At 33.8% G+C, this 21275-nt stretch carries 20 protein-coding genes; 3 read left to right on the top strand and 17 right to left on the bottom strand.

Features of this window, described 5'->3' with window-relative positions:
- Nucleotides 1-88 precede the first annotated feature (88 nt).
- The 10 genes from ric to ABD730_RS06735 all read right to left on the bottom strand — a co-directional run bounded on the left by ric (nt 89) and on the right by ABD730_RS06735 (nt 9997).
- Nucleotides 89-820, bottom strand: a complete 732-nt coding sequence (gene ric, locus ABD730_RS06690) for an iron-sulfur cluster repair di-iron protein (protein ID WP_344713462.1) — start codon at nt 818-820, stop codon at nt 89-91.
- Between the two features lie 50 nt (nt 821-870).
- The gene (locus tag ABD730_RS06695) at nt 871-1305 is read right to left on the bottom strand and encodes an RrF2 family transcriptional regulator (protein ID WP_334467227.1); all 435 of its coding nucleotides are present in this window, start codon (nt 1303-1305) and stop codon (nt 871-873) included.
- Nucleotides 1306-1379: 74 nt separating this feature from the next.
- Nucleotides 1380-2081: a sulfite exporter TauE/SafE family protein gene (locus ABD730_RS06700; protein ID WP_215925368.1), complete on the bottom strand. Its 702-nt coding sequence runs from the start codon at nt 2079-2081 to the stop codon at nt 1380-1382.
- Entirely contained in the window at nt 2082-2528 is a 447-nt protein-coding gene (locus ABD730_RS06705) for a FixH family protein (protein WP_215925367.1), read from the bottom strand. It lies immediately after the preceding gene.
- Nucleotides 2529-2588: 60 nt separating this feature from the next.
- On the bottom strand, nt 2589-4013 hold the full coding sequence (gene ccoG, locus ABD730_RS06710; RefSeq protein ID WP_344713466.1) for a cytochrome c oxidase accessory protein CcoG: 1425 nt from the start codon (nt 4011-4013) through the stop codon (nt 2589-2591).
- A gap of 54 nt (nt 4014-4067) precedes the next feature.
- Nucleotides 4068-4958 (bottom strand): cbb3-type cytochrome c oxidase N-terminal domain-containing protein, encoded by an 891-nt coding sequence (locus ABD730_RS06715; protein ID WP_334467234.1) that lies wholly within the window; start codon nt 4956-4958, stop codon nt 4068-4070.
- Entirely contained in the window at nt 4955-5140 is a 186-nt protein-coding gene (locus ABD730_RS06720; protein WP_215925364.1) for a CcoQ/FixQ family Cbb3-type cytochrome c oxidase assembly chaperone, read from the bottom strand. Before ABD730_RS06720 ends, ABD730_RS06715 begins: the two co-directional genes overlap by 4 nt.
- Before the next feature lie 6 nt (nt 5141-5146).
- A complete protein-coding gene (ccoN, locus tag ABD730_RS06725) occupies nt 5147-7345 on the bottom strand; it encodes a cytochrome-c oxidase, cbb3-type subunit I (protein ID WP_215925363.1) in 2199 nt (732 codons plus the stop codon).
- 11 nt (nt 7346-7356) lie between these two features.
- Nucleotides 7357-7542: a cbb3-type cytochrome oxidase assembly protein CcoS gene (gene ccoS, locus ABD730_RS06730; protein ID WP_215925362.1), complete on the bottom strand. Its 186-nt coding sequence runs from the start codon at nt 7540-7542 to the stop codon at nt 7357-7359.
- Nucleotides 7543-7621: 79 nt separating this feature from the next.
- Complete coding sequence (locus ABD730_RS06735; protein WP_344713469.1) at nt 7622-9997, bottom strand: heavy metal translocating P-type ATPase; 2376 nt, start codon at nt 9995-9997, stop codon at nt 7622-7624.
- Between the two features lie 106 nt (nt 9998-10103).
- Between ABD730_RS06735 and ABD730_RS06740 the strand changes: the two genes are divergently transcribed.
- From ABD730_RS06740 to ABD730_RS06750, 3 genes are all read left to right on the top strand, one after another.
- Nucleotides 10104-10781 carry a Crp/Fnr family transcriptional regulator gene (locus ABD730_RS06740; RefSeq protein WP_215925360.1) on the top strand — a complete coding sequence of 226 codons (678 nt, stop codon included), beginning with the start codon at nt 10104-10106 and terminating at the stop codon, nt 10779-10781.
- A 383-nt stretch (nt 10782-11164) separates the two neighbouring features.
- Nucleotides 11165-12295 carry a vWA domain-containing protein gene (locus ABD730_RS06745; RefSeq protein WP_334467240.1) on the top strand — a complete coding sequence of 377 codons (1131 nt, stop codon included), beginning with the start codon at nt 11165-11167 and terminating at the stop codon, nt 12293-12295.
- Between the two features lie 2 nt (nt 12296-12297).
- The gene (locus ABD730_RS06750) at nt 12298-13761 is read left to right on the top strand and encodes a MoxR family ATPase (protein WP_344713472.1); all 1464 of its coding nucleotides are present in this window, start codon (nt 12298-12300) and stop codon (nt 13759-13761) included.
- A gap of 1 nt (nt 13762) precedes the next feature.
- Here the strand turns inward: ABD730_RS06750 and ABD730_RS06755 are convergent, their stop codons facing one another.
- The 7 genes from ABD730_RS06755 to ABD730_RS06785 all read right to left on the bottom strand — a co-directional run bounded on the left by ABD730_RS06755 (nt 13763) and on the right by ABD730_RS06785 (nt 21224).
- A complete protein-coding gene (locus ABD730_RS06755; protein ID WP_344713474.1) occupies nt 13763-14335 on the bottom strand; it encodes a YdeI/OmpD-associated family protein in 573 nt (190 codons plus the stop codon).
- Between the two features lie 148 nt (nt 14336-14483).
- Nucleotides 14484-16130 (bottom strand): M1 family metallopeptidase, encoded by a 1647-nt coding sequence (locus ABD730_RS06760; protein WP_344713476.1) that lies wholly within the window; start codon nt 16128-16130, stop codon nt 14484-14486.
- Nucleotides 16127-16477, bottom strand: coding sequence for a hypothetical protein (locus tag ABD730_RS06765; protein WP_092466925.1), 351 nt, complete (start codon nt 16475-16477; stop codon nt 16127-16129). The genes ABD730_RS06760 and ABD730_RS06765 overlap by 4 nt, the downstream gene beginning before the upstream one ends.
- 50 nt (nt 16478-16527) lie before the next feature.
- Nucleotides 16528-17874 (bottom strand): M28 family peptidase, encoded by a 1347-nt coding sequence (locus tag ABD730_RS06770; RefSeq protein ID WP_344713481.1) that lies wholly within the window; start codon nt 17872-17874, stop codon nt 16528-16530.
- A 13-nt stretch (nt 17875-17887) separates the two neighbouring features.
- A complete protein-coding gene (locus ABD730_RS06775) occupies nt 17888-19036 on the bottom strand; it encodes a DUF6265 family protein (protein WP_344713483.1) in 1149 nt (382 codons plus the stop codon).
- A 315-nt stretch (nt 19037-19351) separates the two neighbouring features.
- A complete protein-coding gene (locus tag ABD730_RS06780; RefSeq protein WP_334467250.1) occupies nt 19352-19543 on the bottom strand; it encodes a hypothetical protein in 192 nt (63 codons plus the stop codon).
- 82 nt (nt 19544-19625) lie between these two features.
- Nucleotides 19626-21224, bottom strand: coding sequence for a nuclear transport factor 2 family protein (locus ABD730_RS06785; protein WP_344713485.1), 1599 nt, complete (start codon nt 21222-21224; stop codon nt 19626-19628).
- Nucleotides 21225-21275 lie beyond the last annotated feature (51 nt).

The raw sequence follows: 21275 nt of genomic DNA on the forward strand, positions 1-21275 counted from the left end.
ATATACAGATTAATAAGAAGAAAATCCCAAAATGCAAGGGATAACATTTTAGGATTTTCAAGTTTAGAAATGTATTAAGGGATTGCTATTAACTAAACTGTTGTTCTAATTTTATAGCTTCAGGGAATAAAATATTATTCTCTAAATGAATATGTAAATGCAAATCTTTTTCAAACTCTTCCAACATCGCAAAAGTGACTTTATAGGTATTACAAGCATCTGCAGGTGGAGTGTAATTATTAGTGAGTGCATCAATCTCTCTAAATCGAGCTCCTTCGTTATCGTGCTCTTCCATCATCATGGCAATAGGGTTTTCAACGGTTCCAAATTGAGGAGATTGTACTGTTTGATCTTCTAATTTAGCGTTTACCATCTTTTTAATGAATGGAAAAAGGATGAGTTCCTCTTTTTTCATGTGTGATGCTAATTCTCCTGCAGACGCTGTAAACAATTCATTAATTTTAAACAATTCTGGATGACGCTCGCCGTGCACACGACATAATTTATCTAAAAACTGACGTAGCACAGGGGTTTTCTCTTCGACATATCGGTGATGTTTCTTTTCAATATATTCAGCCAATAAATCTAAAGGCCAAGATTTGTAATCTATAGTTTCAGCACCTTTAGAGTTTAAAACCTGATTAAGTTCATCCATGAGCAGATTGCTATCAATACCTTTTTTATCGCAAGCTTCTTCTACTGTTCGATTACCATTACAACAAAAATCAATTTTGTATTTAGAAAAAATAGCTGCGGTTCTAAAATCATCGGCAACATATTGTCCTATTTTTTTTTGGGTATTTTTTTGAAGTGTTTCCATATTATAATTTTATTTCGGATAAATTTATCCTATTTGTGTTCAAATTTTTTTTAGATCTTTAGAAATGAGACACCAGATTTAATATCTAGGGCTAACTGCTCTAAAGTTGTGTTTTCTAGCATTTCTCTTAGTTCTTCTCTAACGACTTTAAATTTATCGTGTACAGGGCAAGGATGATTTTCATCGCAGGTATGTAAACCTAATCCGCAGCCCTTATAAATGTTATCTCCATCAATAGCAAAAACAATTTGAGAGAGTTTTATTGTGGCAATTTTATCTTTATCAATTTCAAAACCACCGTAAGCTCCTCTAACCGATTTCACAATATTGTTTCTAACTAAGGCTTGCAATATTTTTGCGGTAAATGCCTGAGGTGAATCAATCTCTTCAGAAATTTCTTTAGGACTTACACGTCTGTTTTCAGAAGAATTTACTGCAATAAAAATACTGGCTTTAATTCCGTATTCACAAGCTTTAGAAAACATAGGTTTGTTAATTTATATAACAAAGATAAGTTATATATTTTAAATAAGATAGTTTTGTCTCAATTAAAATGTGTTTAATGGCATTCAATAGCACTTGAAGCCATCTCTATTACTGGAGCAGGCGAGAGGTAAGGAATACCTAAGCCTAAACCACGCAGAATAAATAATAATCCAATAACTACAACAAAAACAGGAATTGCTTTTTGAATACGTTGTTTTATAGTACTATTTAAAAATTTACCTAAATAAATGGCTGTTGTCATTAAAGGAATGGTTCCGAGTCCGAATAAAACCATATAAATACTACCTTCTAACAAACTGCCAGTGGCTATAGATCCAAAGACAGCCATGTAGACTAAGCCACAAGGCAAAAAGCCATTGAGAAAACCAATAGTTAAAAACGTATCTGCTGTTTTCTTTTTTAAAGCTTTTCCTAAAGAGGATTTAACTTTAGAAATACCTTTGTATAACGGTTTTGTGAGGTTATACTTTCCTATTATGTTTTGAGGTAAGAGGACTATAACTATCATTAAAATTCCAATAACAATAGAAAGTTGCTGTTGTATTCCAAAAAGTGAAAAACTTTTTCCAACGAGTCCAAAAACCAATCCTATAATACTGTAAGCTAGTAGTCTACCAAAGTGGTATATACTAATTTGGCTTACTTTTTTAAAGGAGTTAGATCTATCTACAGGCAACATAAAGGCAATAGGACCACACATACCAACGCAGTGTAGGCTACCTAATAACCCTAATATGAATGCAGATGCTAACATTTAATAGGTGATTTCTTTTTTAAAGAGATAAGAATTTGTGTTATATTTCCAATCTACTTTAATGTTCCAACGACCATCCAACAAGCGTTTGTCAGGTATGAGCAAATTGTGGTTAGACAGTGAAATCGGTGTTTCAAAATCTAATTGCTTGTTAGATGGTCTATATAGGAACACTTTACCTTCAATCTTTTGAATATCTAAATCTTCTGGAAATGAAATAACAATGCCTTCATTAGTTTTTTTCCAAGACACATTGGTTTTAAGATTTTTTGCATTTTCTTCGTGATCTAAATCAGCTTGAAATTGCAGCTCTTGTCCGTAATAATCTTCAATTACTAAATCATGGTCATACTTTTTATCTGTACTCATGCTTATGACAAAGTACATGATAAACGAAATAAAGCATACAAATGCAATAACGATTCCTGTTCCCCAATTTATTTTCATAATTATATTTATTTTGTCACCCTGAATTAAACTCAGGTCAACATTAATTTGTAATGATCACTAATTAAAACTTCTAGGCCCTAAGAAGGTTACAGAGGTGGTTTCAATGAGTTCATCTTTACTATAGAGATCTATCATAACGTCATTTTTATCTCCTGATAAATCACTTTGTTTAAGTTCTATAAACAATGTGCCTTCGGCTATGCCTTGTGGCTCAACAACAAAGGTCTCAGAGGTAGAAACAATATGTATGTCTCCATCCCAACCTCTTAGTTTAAAGGTTAGATCATCTATTTCTCTAGAGGTTTTATTTACCAGTTTAAAGGTATAAACGTTGCTTATAATATCGTTATCCTTGTGCTCATATAATTGTCCTGGTAATCGTAATATTCTAGCTTCAACATCACTACGTAAAAGTAACATACCTGCTAATATGCCAATTAAAATGGTAAGTACAGCTATGTAACCTTTCATTCGAGCCGTGAGTTTAAAAGGCTCTTTTTTCTCAATATTATCTTCACTAGCAAAACGTATCAACCCTTTTGGCAGGTTAATACTTTCCATGATATGATCACATTCATCTATACATGCAGTGCAGTTAACACATTCTAATTGCGTACCGTTTCTAATGTCTATTCCTGTTGGACAAACGTTAACACATTGAGAACAATCAATACAATCTCCATGACCTAGAGCTTTTCTGTCTTCGTTTTTTCTGAATTTCTTTCTACCATTTTCAGCTTCGCCACGTTTGTAATCGTATGCAACAACGATAGATTTATTATCTAAAAGTACACCTTGCAGGCGACCATAAGGACATGCAATGATACACACTTGTTCTCTAAACCAGGCAAATACAAAATAGAATACAGCTGTAAATATTAGAAGCGGGATAAGTGTACCTGTATGTTCAAAAGGGCCTTCGGTTATGTATTTTATAAGTTTATCTCCACCTATTAAATAGGCTAAGAAAACATTTGCAATTAAAAATGATATAACTAAAAAGATAAACCATTTTAATAGGCGTTTTTTGATTTTTTCAGCATCCCATTTCTGACGATCTAAACGCATTTGTTTGTTACGATCACCATCGATCCAATATTCAATACGTCTAAAAACCATTTCTAAAAAGATGGTTTGCGGACAAATCCATCCACAAAACACACGACCAAAGCCTACGGTAAATAGTGTAATAAAAACAACACCTATTAGCATGGATACCACAAAGAGGTAAAAATCTTGAGGCCAAAATGGAAATCCAAAAATATTAAAGCGCCTTTCTAATATGTTAAATAATAGAAACTGATTACCATTAATTTTTATGAACGGAGCAGCCAGTAAAAATGCTAATAAAAAATAGCTTACTAATTTACGCTTTTCATATAATGGTCCAGAGGGTTTTTTAGGGAAGACCCATTTACGTTTACCTTCTTCATCAATTGTTCCAATTGAATCTCTAAAAACTTCATTTTCTGGCGTTTCCATTGTTTTTCAACTTAAATATTAATTAGAAACAAATCTTATTATATTGTTTCTTTATTACTCTTTAGAGTCATCATCTACCCAAATATCACCTTCTGCATCTTTAGGATTAGCAGGAGTTGTACCTTGAAACTGTAAAACATAACTTGATACTTGTGCGATTTCAAGAGGCTTTAAACTTTGTTTCCATGCAATCATTCCTTTACCAGAGCGTCCGCCTTCAGAAACTGTTTTAAAAACATTTTTGATACCTCCACCTAAAATCCAGTGGTCATCGGTAAGGTTTGGTCCAATACCACCACCACCATCTGCCATGTGACAAGCAACACAGTTGGTTTCAAAAATCTTTTTACCAGCGTTTAAATCTGCTGTTTCGGTCAATAGTTCCACAGTATTAAAGTCAACTAAACCTTTTGCTGTTTTCTTGTATTCTTCAATTGCTTTGTTAGCCTCTGCATATTCAATTTCATATTCTACAAATTGATTGTCTGCATCCAAAACATGATAACGTACCATATAAACTACAGCGAAAATTATTGAGATGTAGAAAGAATATATCCACCATGGCGGTAAATTATTATCTAATTCTCTAATACCGTCGTAATTATGATCTAGAATAATTTCGCCTTCTTCTTCAATAGGTTTATGCTTTCCTACTAATTTTGAGTAAAGTGCTTTAACTTTTGTAAACTGAGGTGTTTTAGTTTGAGAAGCTAAATAACGTTTTTTACCTTCTTCATCTAAACTTTGATAGAGAATATTATCTAATGAATTTACAATACCTTCAATAGCAATAAGCACTAATAATACTAATAGTAAAAAGAGTAAGATAATAGGCTGCTCCATAAAGGCAGGCTGATCTCCTGAATCTACAAAGTATTCTATGAGTCCGGCAATGGCAAAAAACACTACAGGTACTCTTACGTATGATGGGATTAAATGTCTCATATTTCGGTATCGTTTTGGTTGTCTAATGGTATATTACTAACAGTGGTTATATAATCTTTCTTAGCTGTGATTACCCAGTAGAATAATACAACAAAGAAGATAAAGAAAATAAGAAGGGATATCATAGGGTATATTTCTATACCTATGATACTTTCCAAATGGCCTTTTACAAATTTGAACATAATGAGTTAGTTTTGAGCGGTTTCGTCTAAAATATCTTTTACTTTAATATCGGTTCCTAATCGCTGTAAATAAGCAATTAAAGCCACGATTTCTCTATTTCGCATTTCTACGAATTCATCACCTGAAGCAGCTTTATCAGCTTCATAAGAGGCTACAAAATCTGGATCATTGTATAGGTTTTTTTCAATTTGAATACCTTGCTCTAGCATATCTATTTGTGCGTTTGCAATATCTTCTTCAGTATATGGTACACCTAAAGAAACCATTGTTTCCATTTTCATTTCAGTGCTAGACTTGTCTAGTTCATTTCTAATTAACCATTGGTAAGCAGGCATAATAGAGCCTGAAGATGTACTTTGTGGATCGTACATGTGGTTAAAGTGCCAGTTGTCTGAGTACTTGCCTCCAATACGATGTAAATCTGGCCCTGTACGTTTACTTCCCCAAAGGAATGGATGATCGTAAACAAATTCACCTGCTTTAGAGTATTCTCCATAACGTTCGACTTCAGATCTAAACGGACGTATCATTTGTGAGTGACAGCCCACACAACCTTCTCTAATATAAAGATCTCTACCTTCAAGTTCTAAAGGAGTATATGGTTTAACCGTGCTTATTGTTGGAATATTTGATTTTACAACAATAGTTGGTACAATTTGAACAATACCACCAATTAAAATAGCTATGGTAGCATATATAGTTAATAGTACAGGCTTACGCTCTAACCAAGTGTGCCATCCTTCTCCTGCAACACGACCTTTAGACACACGTTTTAATGCAGGTGCTTCGGCTAATTCATCAGTTACTTTATGATCAGATTTAGCAACAGTTCTTATAACATTATATACTAAAATTAGCATACCCGTAATATAAAGTGTACCACCAATAGCACGCATCCAATACATTGGCATAATTTCGGTTACAGTTTCTAAAAAGTTACCATAAACTAATGTGCCATCTGGATTAAATTGTTTCCACATACTTGCTTGTGCAAAACCTGCTACATAAAGTGGTAATGCATATAACATGATACCTAAAGTACCTATCCAGAAATGCATATTGGCTAAACCAATAGAGTATAATTTGGTTTTAAATAATCTTGGGATTAACCAATAAATCATACCAAAGGCTAAGAAACCATTCCAAGCTAATGCTCCAACGTGAACGTGAGCAATAATCCAATCGGTAAAGTGAGCAATAGCATTTACATTTTTAAGCGAAAGCATTGGACCTTCAAATGTTGCCATACCATAACCGGTAATGGCCACTACCATAAATTTTAAAACGGGATCTGTACGTACTTTGTCCCACGCACCACGCAAGGTTAATAGTCCGTTAATCATACCACCCCAAGATGGCATTAATAACATAATTGAGAATGCAACACCTAAGTGTTGTGCCCATTCTGGTAGAGCAGTATATAATAAGTGGTGTGGTCCTGCCCAAATATAGATAAAGATTAACGACCAAAAGTGAACGATAGATAATCTATAAGAGTAAACAGGTCTGTTGGCCGCTTTAGGTACAAAGTAATACATTAAACCTAAGAATGGTGTTGTTAAGAAAAATGCAACAGCATTATGACCATACCACCATTGTACTAAGGCATCTTGTACACCTGCATAAACAGAATAACTCTTCATACCAGTAAAGCTTACAGGAAGTGCTAAACTATTAAATATGTGAAGTACCGCAACCGTTACAAACGTTGCTAAGTAAAACCATAGAGCAACATATAAGTGACGTTGACGACGTTTTATCATGGTACCAATAAGGTTAATACCAAATGCAACCCAAATTAAGGCAATAGCAATATCTATAGGCCATTCTAGCTCTGCATATTCTTTAGATGTAGAATAACCTAAAGGCAATGTTATAGCAGCTGCGACGATAATAAGTTGCCATCCCCAGAAATTTAAGTTACTTAAAAAGTCACTAAACATTCTTGCCTTCAATAGACGCTGGGTAGAGTAATATACACCAGCAAAAATAGCATTACCAACAAAGGCAAAGATGACCGCGTTGGTGTGTAATGGTCTTAATCGACCAAAACTCAACCAAGAGATACCATCGGTCATGTTAGGGAATAAAAACATAAAGGCCAAAATGAGCCCTACAAGCATTCCAACAACTCCCCATAGAATGGTAGCATAAAGGAATTTTTTAACGATTTTATTATCGTAATAGAATTGTTGCATTTCCATATTTAATATAATTAGTCAGTTTTAGTTTGTTTAGATGTATTGGTTTGCTCTTTAATTAATTCGTCTTCAAAAAGCATGCGTACAGATGGAGTATAGTCATCATCATATTGCCCAGACTTGACTGCCATTATAAAAATGACAAAGAAAGCCACGCCAATTACGACGCTAACTGATAATAAAATATAAATAACACTCATACCTACTGAAGTTATGGTCCAAAATTACGTTTGAACTAGTTTTGAAAACATGATTTTTATCATATTTCCTTATTTTTAATCATTCTAATCGTTTTCCTAGAAGATTTGTCGCAACTGTTGTAAATACAACAATACTAATTGAGCTTAAAGGCATTAATATTGCTGCAACTACGGGTTCTAATTGTCCGGTTGTAGCAAAGTATAATCCAATAATATTATAAAAAAATGAGACGACAAAGCTCCATTTAATAATTTTTATAGCTGATTTAGAGGCTAAAATATAGTTGTATAATTGCTTAAATTTTGAAGCATCTAAAATAGCATCACAAGCAGGTGAAAAGACGTTTACATCTTCTGATATGGCGATGCCAACATCACTCTGTGCTAATGCACCAGCATCATTTAAACCATCACCAATCATTAAAACTTTAGCTCCTTCTGATTGATGGTACTTAATAAACTCTAATTTATCTTCTGGTTTCTGATTGAAAATTAATTTGGTTTTAGCCGGTAATAACTTTTTTAAATTTTCAAGTTCACCTTCATTATCTCCTGAGAGAATAACCAAATCAAAATGCCGCTTTAATTGATTAAATAATTTTGAAACCCCTTTTCGATAACTATTGTAAAAGGTAAATTTGCCTTTATAGACATTATTACTACTCACATGAACAGTAGTATTTAAAACCGTACTTTCATTAGGATTGCCAACAAAACTTGCAGAACCAATTTTCATATTAACCGATTCGTGTTTGGCCTCAATACCTTTACCAATATGTTCTTCAAAAGCATCAAGTGTAATGATATTGTTTTCTTTTAAAATGGTATATAAGGTTCGGCTTAAAGGATGGTTTGAACCTCTCAAGGAATTTTTAAGTACTATATTTTCCGATTCTGAAAGTAATTCACCATCGTATTCTGCATTACTGTTTTTGTTAGATGTAATTGTTCCTGTTTTATCAAAAATTACCGTGTTTATTTGTGCTAGCTGTTCAATAACACTAGCGTTTTTTATGTAAAATTTTTGTTTGCCAAAGATTCTCAATAAGTTTCCAAAGGTAAAAGGAGCAGAAAGCGCAATGGCACATGGACAAGCAATGATTAATACCGCTGTAAATACATTCATAGCTTTACTAGAATCTACAAACAGCCAAAAAGTTGTCGCAATAAAAGCAACTGTTAATATCGCTATTGTAAAATGTTTACTAATGGTATTGGTGATATTGGTAAAACCGTCTTCTTTGTTTTTGTTAAAAACATCATTACTCCATAATTGTGTAAGATAACTTTGTTCAACAGATTTTAGAGCTTCCATTTCAATAACTCCATTGGTTTGTTTACCTCCTGCAAATAATTTATCGCCAGATTGTTTTGATACTGTCTGTGATTCGCCAGTAACAAAACTGTAATCTATTTTTGCTTTTCCGTTAATTAAAATCCCATCCACAGGGATTAATTCTTCATTCCGAATTAAAATACGGTCACCTTTTTCAATATCATAAACCTGAATAGAGTTCTCGTTACCTTCTTTGTCTATCTTAGTTATTGCGATAGGGAAATACGATTTATAATCGCGCTCAAAGGATAAGAAATCATAGGTTTTTTGTTGAAAGAATTTACCAACCAAAAGAAAAAATATTAAACCAGCCAAACTATCAAAAAAGCCAGAACCCATATCAAACATAATTTCTATGGTACTTCTAATAAAAAGCACAGAAACACCTAGAGCAATTGGGACATCAATATTTAAAATTTTAGCCTTTAAACCTTTGTATGCCGAAATAAAATAATCTTGAGCAGAATAAAACACAATAGGTAAAGACATCGCAAACATTAACCAACGGAAGAAGGGTTTGTATTGTTCTAACCAAAATTCGTTGACTTCAAAATACTCTGGAAAAGATAAAAACATAATATTACCAAAACCAAAAGCAGCAACTCCAAGTTTATAGATTAAGGCTCGGTTAATGTGTTTTTTGCCAGAATTAAAATCGTCTAAACTAATATAAGGTTCATAGCCAATAGAGCTTAATAATAAAACAACCGATTTTAAATCCGTAGCATCAGAGTTATAAGTGACTCTAACTGTTTTTTTTCCAAAATTGACTTGAGAATCTGAAATGTTTGGATTGAGTTTGTTGAGATTTTCTAAGATCCAAATACAAGAGCTACAATGAATATGTGGAATGTAAAGCGTGGCTATTTCTACAGAATCATCTCTAAATTCTGTTAACTTTTCAATAATGTTTTCTTGGGATAAAAAATCGAATTTGCCTTCTATTTCCTTTGGAATGGCACCTGGCGAATTTTGTAAATCGTAATAACAGGTTAAATCATTTTCGTTAAAAATTTCGAAAACGGTTTTACAGCCATTACAGCAAAATGATTTGTCCTGAAATGTAATTGGATGATTACCACAGTCATCACCACAGTGAAAACAAGTTTTGCTTTCCATATTATAATTTGCTCATTTATACCTGTAACAAAAGTCACTAATCTAGTGAATTTAAACTATGATATTTGTCATGTTTTAATTAACTTTGAATTTAATTGTTTTTCCTATGAGCAAATGTGACCAATGTATTATTAGACAGTTTAATGCCTTAAAAGCTTTAGGAAAAGACGATTTAGTTCGGATTTCTGGTTGTAAGACGTCTAGATTTGTTCAAAAAGGAGAAGTTCTTTTTAGAGAAGGGGAAAGTATCAATGGGATATTTTGCGTTAAAGATGGTGTCTGTAAATTGTCTAAATTGAGTGCCAATGGTAAAGACCAAATTGTAAAATTGGTTGTTAAAGGTGATTTAATTGGACAACGTTCCTTAGTATCAGATGAGAAATCTAACCTTACAGCTGTTGCCGTAAATGAGATGGAAGTCTGTTTTATTCCTAAAAGTGAGATTCTTCACGATTTATCTAAAAATGCCAGTTTTTCTCTAGATATGCTTCAAGATATGGCAAAAGAGCTCAGAATAGCAGATAATGTCATTGTAGATATGGCGCAAAAATCTGTGAAGCAACGCTTGGCAGATGTCTTAATTTATTTGCATGAAACTTTTGATAAGGATAAGGATGGTTATTTAAGCGTCATATTATCTAGGGAAGATTATGCTAGTCTTGTTGGTACAGCTACAGAATCTGCTATTAGAATTTTATCTCAATTTAAAAAGGAAGGTTTAATTGCTACAACAGGAAAACATGTTATGATTTTAGATTTAGAAGGCTTGAGACGCATTGAGTAATTCAATAGTCTATCGCAACAACCTAGTTTTCTTAACAGCTTAATTTTTTCTAAAAAAAAAGTCACTTTACTTTGTGTAATAATTGATTTGTAAGACACTTTTTAAATTCAATTATTACAGTCTTTTTCTTATCTATTGCTATTGTATGATTGATCTAGCGCTTCAATAAGTTTGTCCTACTATTTTTTAATTGGATAATGGCATTTTAGTACAACTTGTAAGTAGTTAATAAAATGTTAGAATCTAAAATATTCAAATATAGCGTTGTTAAAAGCATTATTTTTACATAGCTATGAAACGCGCATTCTTAAAATTTCATCTCAGAAAGACAGAGAATAGTCGCAAACTGCATGTGTCAGTTAAATAACAATAAAGAAAAACACATGAAAGAAAAAACAAATAAATCGGGTTTCGTTTTTAAAACCTACGAAGCTCCGCATCAATCTCCTTTCGAAAAACTCTTTGAAATTTTCAAAGAACTGATTACACATACTTCTGGTGATTTTGATGAAGCTATCGATTGGTTACGAGAGCTCGATAAAGAATACAAATTAACGACTCCAGAGTATACCATTGATGATTTTATTGAAGACTTAAAGAATAAAGGGTATATCAGAGAAGAACTAGATCCTACTGGTGCAGGTAAAGGCGCCATGACAATTACAGCCAAAACAGAACGTGCTATTAGACAACAAGCATTAGATCATATTTTTGGTAAAATAAAACGCAGTGGTTCTGGCAACCATAAAAGCAAAGGTGTTGGACTTGGCGACGAGCATACAGGTGATTTTAGACCTTATCAGTTTGGTGATGGTTTAGATAAAGTTTCGATGACTGAAAGCATTAGAAACGCACAAATCAATAATGGGATTGGAGATTTTAGTCTAACCGAAGACGATTTAGTGGTTGAAGAAACGCTTCACAAAAGTCAAATGAGTACGGTTTTGATGATAGATATCAGTCACAGTATGATTCTTTATGGTGAGGACCGAATTACTCCAGCGAAGAAAGTCGCTATGGCTTTAGCCGAATTAATCACCACACGTTATCCAAAAGACACTTTAGAAATATTAGTCTTTGGTAATGATGCTTGGCCAATTAAAATCAAAGAATTACCCTATTTAAAAGTCGGTCCTTACCATACCAATACCGTTGCAGGATTACAACTCGCGATGGATATGTTGCGCAGAAAACGAAATACCAACAAGCAGATTTTTATGATTACGGATGGCAAGCCTAGTTGCTTACGTATGCCAGACGGCCAATATTATAAAAACAGTAATGGTTTAGATCCGTTTATCACCAACAAGTGTTATGCGATGGCACAACAGGCAAGACGTTTACATATTCCGATAACAACTTTTATGATTGCAGAAGACCCGTATTTAATGCAATTTATTAGAGCATTTACACAAGCCAATAGAGGAAAAGCCTTCTACACAGGATTGAAAGGTTTAGGCGAAATGATTTTTGAAGATTACGAAAACAACAGAAAAAAAAGAATTAAAGGATAAAGATGAATATTGAAACTATAAATACACTCGGCGAATTAAAAAAAGCAGGTTACCAATCAAAGTCTATAAAAGATGAATTGCGGGACAATCTTATTGAAAATATAAAGAATAAAGTCATTACGTTTGAAGGCATTCATGGTTATGAAAACACCGTGATTCCAGAATTAGAACGTGCGATTCTATCTAGGCATAATATTAATTTATTAGGATTAAGAGGACAGGCAAAAACACGTTTGGCAAGAATGATGGTGAGTCTGTTGGATGAAAACATTCCAGTTGTAGCAGGTTCTGAAATTAATGATGATCCCTTAGCACCGATTTCAAGATTTGCAGTAGAATTGATTGCTGAAAAAGGGGATGACACTCCAATAACTTGGTTACATAGAAATGATCGTTTTGCTGAAAAATTAGCCACACCAGATGTAACCGTTGCCGATATTATTGGTGATGTCGATCCTATAAAAGCAGCCAATTTAAAATTGAGTTATGCTGATGATCGTGTCATTCACTACGGTATGATTCCAAGAGCAAATCGTTGCATTTTTGTTATAAACGAATTGCCAGATTTACAAGCACGAATTCAAGTGGCTTTATTTAATATTTTGCAAGAAGGTGATATTCAAATTAGAGGATTCAAATTGCGTTTGCCTTTAGATATGCAGTTTGTGTTTACTGCAAATCCTGAAGATTATACCAATAGAGGAAGCATTGTAACTCCTTTAAAAGATAGAATTGGGTCTCAGATTTTAACGCATTATCCTGAAGATGTAGAAACGGCTAGAACCATTACAACTCAAGAGGCTAAGCTAGATTCGAGACAATCGGAATCCGTTTATGTTCCAGAATTAGCGAAAGACCTTTTAGAGCAAATCAGTTTTGAAGCCAGAGAAAGTGAATATGTAGATGTAAAAAGTGGTGTCAGTGCACGTATGAGTATTACGGCTTTTGAGAATTTACTAAGTACCGCAGAACGTCGTGCATTAATTGCTGGAGACGATACAACCTCAGTACGATTATCTGATTTTACAGGAGTGATTCCGGCAATTACAGGAAAAGTGGAATTAGTGTACGAAGGAGAACAAGAAGGTGCCGATTTTGTAGCTAACGCTTTAATGGAAGCTGCAGTAAAAACCTTATTCCCTAAATATTTTCCTAAAGTTGAAAAGTTAGAAAAGCAAGGTGACGAAACTCCTTATGATGACTTAATCTCATGGTTTTTTAATGGAGATGGTTTTGAATTGTTAGATGATTATGATGATGCAACTTATAAGGCAAAATTAGATGAGGTAACACCTTTAGATGCTTTAATTGCAGATTATCAGCCAGAAATTGATCCTAAAGATGTCTATTTTGAAAAGGAATTTATTCTTTGGGGTTTAACGCAATTTAAAAAATTAAGTAAGTATCGTTATTCTGAAGGCATGCAGTTTAAAGACCCTTATGGAAGTTATATTAGTGGGTTATAATTTACCAAATATCACGACTTTTAATATTAGCATCGCAGAGTTTAATAATCTCTGCGATTCTTTTTTGTTTTGTCGCTTCGCGTTTGGCTTGGTTTAACCAATATAAATACTGTTTTCGGTAGCTAGGAGCAAAGTTGAGGTAGTTTTCAAAAGCATTTTTGTTAGCATCAAAGGCTTTTTGAAGATTGCTAGGAATAACTCCATTTTCTACATCATCTAATGCTGTCCAACAGCCATTTTCTTTTGCAATTTGAATAGACAGATGTCCACTTTGGTGGATTAGGTTCGCTTTATGTAATTGCGCTATGTGATTTTTATTTACCGCACTCCAGACACTTTTGGGCTTTCGTGGGCAAAAATATTGTCTACGTTTTCCGTCTCCTAAACTTTTTACAGTAGAATCTATCCAACCAAAACAAAGGGCCACTTTTACGGCTTCTTCCCAACGCATAGAGTCCTTTTTATGATCGACTTTGTAGAAAATTAAATGAACACCTTTTACAGAATCGTGATAGTCTAGCAACCATTCGCGCCATTCTATATCTGTTTTAAAATATAATTCTTGTAATTCCATGTTCATTTCCCGAGAAAGCGGGAGCCTTTTGTTTTCAGACCTGTCAGGTTTTATTTAATTCAACTGAGTGAATTGTCCCCTTGAGGATTAGTGAGAACCAAAATATATTTTGTTTTGAAACTACCGAGCGAAGCTCTTAGGGGTGTTTTTAAAGTTCTTTTGAATTTACATAAAAATTTCGGTCAATAATGAGTGACATTTTACTAGACTTTGTCATGAGCGATTTCCATTCTGCCTTTGGGTATATCCATTGTTCTTCATTGCCAATAACGACTTTTAAAGGCATATCAAACCCTTCAACAATGTCGGTCCAGCGATACTTTAACTCACCCGCTTTTATTTCATATTCTAAAGTCGGAATTTTAGTCGTTCTTAAATATTGATTAAAAAAAGCCGTTAAATCAATACCAGATTGTTCACTTAAGTAATCTTCAATCTGCTTCGTTGTTACCGTTTGATGATAAAATTCAGAATTTAAACCTCTCAGTATTTGTCTCCATTTTTCGTCATCTTCAATGAGTTGACGAAGTGTGTGCAACATATTAGCTCCTTTATAATACATATCGCTAGAGCCTTCATTGTTTACATTGTAGGTGCCAATTAAAGGTTTATCGTTTTGAATATTAGCACGTGTACCAATCACATAATCGGCAGACGCTTCTTTGCCATAATAATAGTCTAAAAATAAATTTTCAGAGTAGGAGGTGAAGCCTTCGTGAATCCACATATCAGCAATATCTTTGTTGGTGATATTGTTAGCAAACCATTCGTGACCAGCTTCGTGGATAATAATGAAATCAAATTTTAAACCCCAACCTGTGCCAGATAAATCGCGTCCTAAGTAGCCTTGCTTATATTGGTTTCCGTAGGTTACAGAACTTTGGTGCTCCATGCCTAAATAAGGGACTTCAACTAATTTAAAACTATCTTCATAAAATGGATAAGGACCAAACCAATGTTCAAAGGCTTTCATCATTTTTGGAGCATCTTTAAAGTGTGTTATGGCGCGTTCTAAATTATCTTTAAGCACCCAATAATCCATATCTAAATCGCCTTTCTCACCTTTAAAGACTTCAGAGAAATTGGTATAGTCTCCAATATTCACATTAACCCCATAATTGTTAATTGGGTTGCTCACAAACCAATGTGAAGTGACGGTGTTGTTATTATTTTCAACCAGCTTTCTAAGACGACCGTTAGAGACATTCGTCAACCCTTTTGGATTGGTAACACTAATCAGCATACTATCCACTTCGTCATACATGTGGTCTTTGTTTGGCCACCACAGACTAGCACCTAAACCTTGACAAGAGGTGGCGATAAAATGCTTGCCGTTTTGATCTTTCTTCCATGAAAACCCACCATCCCAAGGAGCACGTTTAGCTTCTCTCGGATAACCGTTGTAATGAATTTCAATGGATTTGATATCTCCAATGTTTTGCTTTGTAGGAATTAAAAGAAAATTAGCATTACCTTCAACTTGTACCTCTAATTCTTTGCCATCTTGAATTGCCTTAGTTATTTCCATAGGCTGTTGCAAATCGATTTGCATAAACTCATTAGGCTCTGAAACGACTTTGTAATAAATAGTGTTTTTGCCTGAAATGAACTTGAGCTCTGGTTTTACTTCGATATCTAAATGGTAATAGGTTAAATCCCACCATGCGCGTTCTGGCGTGATGCTTCCTCTTAAGGTATCTTGATGTGTGAATTTTTCTTTATCTTGAAGTAATTGTGCTTTTACAGAAAACGTTGAAAGAATGACAATGATGAGACATACGTATTTCAATTTCATTTCATTTGAAGTTTTAAATATTTAAAGAACATAAATCCTGCCAATAGTAAGGTTAGTCCTAAATACAAGGATCCAAAAAGAAGAAGGTTGTTATAATCTTGATTAACAACGGTAAATTCAGCTAATTCTGAAACTAACGCTAATACCATAAATAAACTCAACATAATAACGACAGTGGAAATTAGTAATCCTAATATCGTTTTTTTACTGAATATTTGATAAAAAAGAACGGCTAATAAAGCTATAGCAATGGGATTAAAAAGGTTAGGAGTTAAGGTCCAATAATAGATAACGGAACCGATTAAAAATAATTCAGGCAGTAGAGATGTAATCGTTTTAATTTTCATGGTTGCTTTTGGTATAATTAGTTTAGTGTTTCACTAATTTAACGGAGTTTTTATCTTAAAATTTTATTTGGAAACACAACAACACTTTCATGCCCATCTCCACTTACCGCTGCGACTCCAAAAAAGAAATTATCAATAACGATGCCGTCTAAGGTAAATTCGGTAGTACCTTCTACATAACGACTGTGGTCCCAAGTTGGCGAAGTGGTATCTCTCCAATAGATTTTATAACCTTTGGCACCTTCAACGTTATTCCATTGTAATTTAGCAGAGGCTTCCACAATGCCACCAATACTAACTTCTGTTGGTGACGGTGGAGCAGAAGCAAGGCTTGCCATAGTAATGGCGTTGACAGCGGTTAATTTTTTGCAATACGGAAAGTTAACATTTTCAAAAGTGTCTCCGTATGCAATCCCGTTTTCTGTACGAATATCTTGATGCTGTTGGGTGTAATTTTCGTGGGATTCCATAATTCGGATGCCAGCAAAGCCCGCATCATTAAAAGGTCTATGATGACCTCCACGTCCAAAACGATCTAAGCGATACACTAGCATTGGGTTCATCTCTGGCATGTAGGTTTTTGTTGTTTTATAGATAAATCGTGCTAACTGACGCGAAATACCATCGACTTCACCACCATAAAAACGTCTGGCTCTCGCTTGTTTTGCTAATGTTTCAGGATCTGTTTCCGACGTTGTAATAGGTTCTGAGAAAATTCGGAAAGTGCGATTATCAATCACACCATCCACTCCAGATATATTTCCAATCATATCATTATTTAAAACCCCAATAATATCCCAATGATGCTCCTTCGCATATTTTGCTAAACCTTGACCGCCAAACAAACCTTGTTCTTCACCAGACAATCCCACATAAATAATACTACTTTCAAATTCATATTGAGACAATACTCTAGCAGCTTCAATAGCACCTGCCATTCCTGTGGCATTGTCATTAGCACCTGGTGCATCTGAAGTAAAATCATTTGGATCAGAAACTCTAGAATCGATATCACCACTCATTATGATATAGCGATTTGGATATTTGGTTCCTTTTTGAATGGCAACAACATTAACGACCATCACATCTTTAACAATACGTTGATTCTCTCCTTTTTTTACTAAATCTTTTTGGTAGAACACCTCTAAGCAATCGTTACAATCTTTAGAAATGGTTTCGAATTCAGATTTTATCCAACGACGCGCAGCTCCAATACCACGAGTTTTAGAAATGGTGTCGCTTAAGGTGTGTCGTGTTCCAAAATCGACTAACGTTTGTACGTCTTTTTTTAAACGTTCTTCGGAAACAGCATCAATGATGTCATAAATATTTTGGTCGGTTTGTGCACCTAGTACAATAGAAACCATTAGAAATACTGAGCTGATTGCGATTTTCATTATGTTGAAGTTGTTAATCGATTAATTGTAAAGTTCCGAAAATATTGGCATCAATCCAACCACGATTTTTATCTTCACCTTCTACAGGAATTGACCCTATAAAGTTTTCACGTTCTAAACTACTGTCGTTGTCACAGTAGGCAAGAGCAAAACCTATGTTTTTATTCGCTTGTAAGGTTGTAGGCAGGTTATCCATATCGTCTTTATAGGTATCGTTAAATAATTTTATTTTGACTTCCCATAAGGTGGTGTTTCCTGTAACGTTTCGTTTAGATTCTATATGTGAATTATATAATTTACCTTCTCTTTTTGTCGACATATCAACGACATTTCCGTCTAAAGCAATATGATAAGCAAAGGCGTTATGATTAAATTGATGTTCGCCACCACTATTGTCTTCATCAATAAATACTTCTAAACAATCATCGTCCCACCACGCTACAAGAGGATCTTTGTGTGTGTCTACAATAATATCATCTTGTATTTCTGCCAAAAGATAAAGGGCATCTTTAGTCCAAGATAACTTGTATCGCCCTTTAAAATCGTCCGCGGTATAGGCTTCGCCTAACCATAACTGATCGAGTTGATGCCATTCTGAATTTTTCCAAATGGTTTCATTTGCAATACCATCAATATTTATGGTTTCTTTTGCATGTTTAACTTTAATCAGCTGTTTCAGTGGTTTGCTGTTTTTTAAAGTTTTTTTGTAATTGAATTTTACGGTTTCCGTTTTCCCGTTGTCTTCGATATCCACATAGACATTCATTTCATTATCTGAATTTTTTTCAAAGGACATGCCTTCAAAAACCACTTTGTTTTCTGTGATTTCTATTAAAGGAAAATCAACGGTTTCATCCTTAGTTTCCCAGCCTTTAAGATCTGGGCCGAAATGTTTTAATTGAAGAATTAATGAATTTTTGACTTCTCTTATGACTTCAATTTCGTAGAAGGTGACTTTTCCGTCGTTAATTAATTTAAACGTTGCCATCATCGAACCACCCGATGGTTCGCTCCAAATTTCTTCGGTGATACCACCAAAAGCTTCACCATGCCATGTGCCAGCAATCCATTTGATGTTTTCTAGTTTGGGCTCAAGCACTTTACTTGTTTGTGCTTTACTTGGTAGTGTAAAAGCAATTAGTAAGAACAGTAAGTGTTTCATTGAGCTCGTTTTTATATGATCAAGTAAATATAAAAATTACATGGTACAAACCGGTTATAAACAAAATAATTAGGCCAATTGCTAAAAGACTAATAGCACGACTTACCTTTTATAGATTTTGCGTTCATTTATATATGAATAATAATACATTAAATTAGGTTTAAATGCTATTAATCAATTTAGGGTAATGATTGCTTAAAAATAGTTTAATTGATAGAGGCGGTCAATCACATATTAATGTGATATTGTGTATTGTATATGAATCGGTTTGGGTGCGAATCACCTAAATTTAAAACTTGGCTTTAGAAAACAGCATCAGCCTATTTTGCCATCGTCATTAATATCTAGACCAGAGCTTTTTTCGAGTATGTGAAGTGTTTTTAATAATAATGCCTTGGTGGTTGAAAGTTCAGTTTCAAGTACGGCTACACGTTCTTCTAACGATTCAGCTTTTCCTTTTTGATTTTCTAATTCGCTTTGTTGGATTAAATCCCAAAATAGTCCCATTGTGGTTGGTTTTAAACAGTAGGGACAGTTAAGTAGTTTTGGTTGTGTAACTATATGTCTATTAAGGTGTTAAATTGTTACATCATTGAATAAAAGTAACTCTAGAAATCAAATCGTTTCTAATTTCGTAAATAGCAATGGCATATATGATTTTACCGTTTACACGTACTTTTTCTTTGTCAATTACTTTATTACCTATTACAATTCTATTAACTATTTCCGCGTTTAAATCGGGTGTGTTTTTAAAAAAAGAAGCATATTGCTTTTTTAAGGCGTCTTGTCCTTCAGAGTTTAGGGTATATGGAAACGAAAATAGCATGACATCATTGGTATAAGTTTTTGTAAAACCATTAATGTCTCTGTTGTTATAGGCTTCTAATTGGTCGTTTACAATATACTCAGGGTTAGAATTTGTTTTAGAGTTGCTAATATATGTCACGACGTTAATATTATCGGCATCAGTTTCATAAATTGTAACTTGTCTATTGGTTGTGTTATTTATAGTCACTAATTCTTCATCTACAACCATATTTTTATGTGTCATTCTATTGATAACCTTGACACTTGATTTTTCGTTTTTCTTAAAAAATTGCTTGTAACTTTCTCTTAATGTAGTACGGCCAGAGTACATTTTTGCTCTAGGAAATCTATTAACAATAACATCGGCATCGAAAGCAAAGGCAAGTTCATCTAACTTTCTATTGTTATAGGGATCAATATATTTTTGTACAATTTTAGCAGCTGCTTTCTCCATTGCTATGATTTCAGCTTCAGTATTCTCTTTAGTGGTTTCTTCCGGAGTTTCTATTGCTAAATTATCTGCAGGAATGTCACCTGCTAAAAGTAATTTTGTCCCAGAAGCATTTGTTGCTAAACGCGTTATTTTTGTAATGCCGTTAGTTGATAAATCTGCTATTTTTTTCCAATTATTATCACGTTGTAGTCTTAATTTATATAGAATACTGTCTTTGCCTAAAAGCAAGGTTTTACTATCTAACCAACAAATATCTTCTACATTTTTTAGGGTATTAGCGATAAGTCTAATCTTACCTGTTTTAGGGTTTAGTGATTTTATTTGCCATTGTTTTGCATTAGTTTTTGAAATAAAACTGACTAAATCGGAATTCGGGATTTTGTGAAATGAACGTCCAACATTTGAAGCATATTTTGTACTTATACCACTGATGATATTTGTGACATAAAGATTAAGTTTTTCGTCCTCTATTACGGCAGATACAACAGTTTCTTCATCAGCCCAAGTGTAATATGCAACGACTAAGTCTTTAATAAGGACATTAGATTCACCATTACTTAAATTATAAGCATACAAGCGTTGTTTTCCGTCTTTATCTAAGCGTACAGCAGAAAATTCTTGTTGATTTGGGATTCTTAGAGGTGAATACTCGCTACCATCAGTAAAATTAATCCAGATTTTGCCATTATAACGTGTATCATATTTTGCAATATCGGTTTGTCCAGCTCTTGTTGAAGCAAAAACAATGTAACGCTCATCTAAAAAAGAAGGTTGATTGTCGTAACCTTTGTTGTTAGAAATGTTTTTAACATTACTCAATTTAATTTTTGAGTTCTCTGTTGTTATATCTCCTAAGAATATTTCGGTGTTGGACTGAGAAAATGCCAAAACAGGTATTAAACATAAGATAGTTAGGATGTATCGCATTTTATAAAAGTTTTTTTAAAGATATAAATTTATAAATAATTTGCATGATAA

It is taken from the genome of Winogradskyella damuponensis (genome assembly GCF_039538385.1).
GTDB lineage: Bacteria > Bacteroidota > Bacteroidia > Flavobacteriales > Flavobacteriaceae > Winogradskyella > Winogradskyella damuponensis.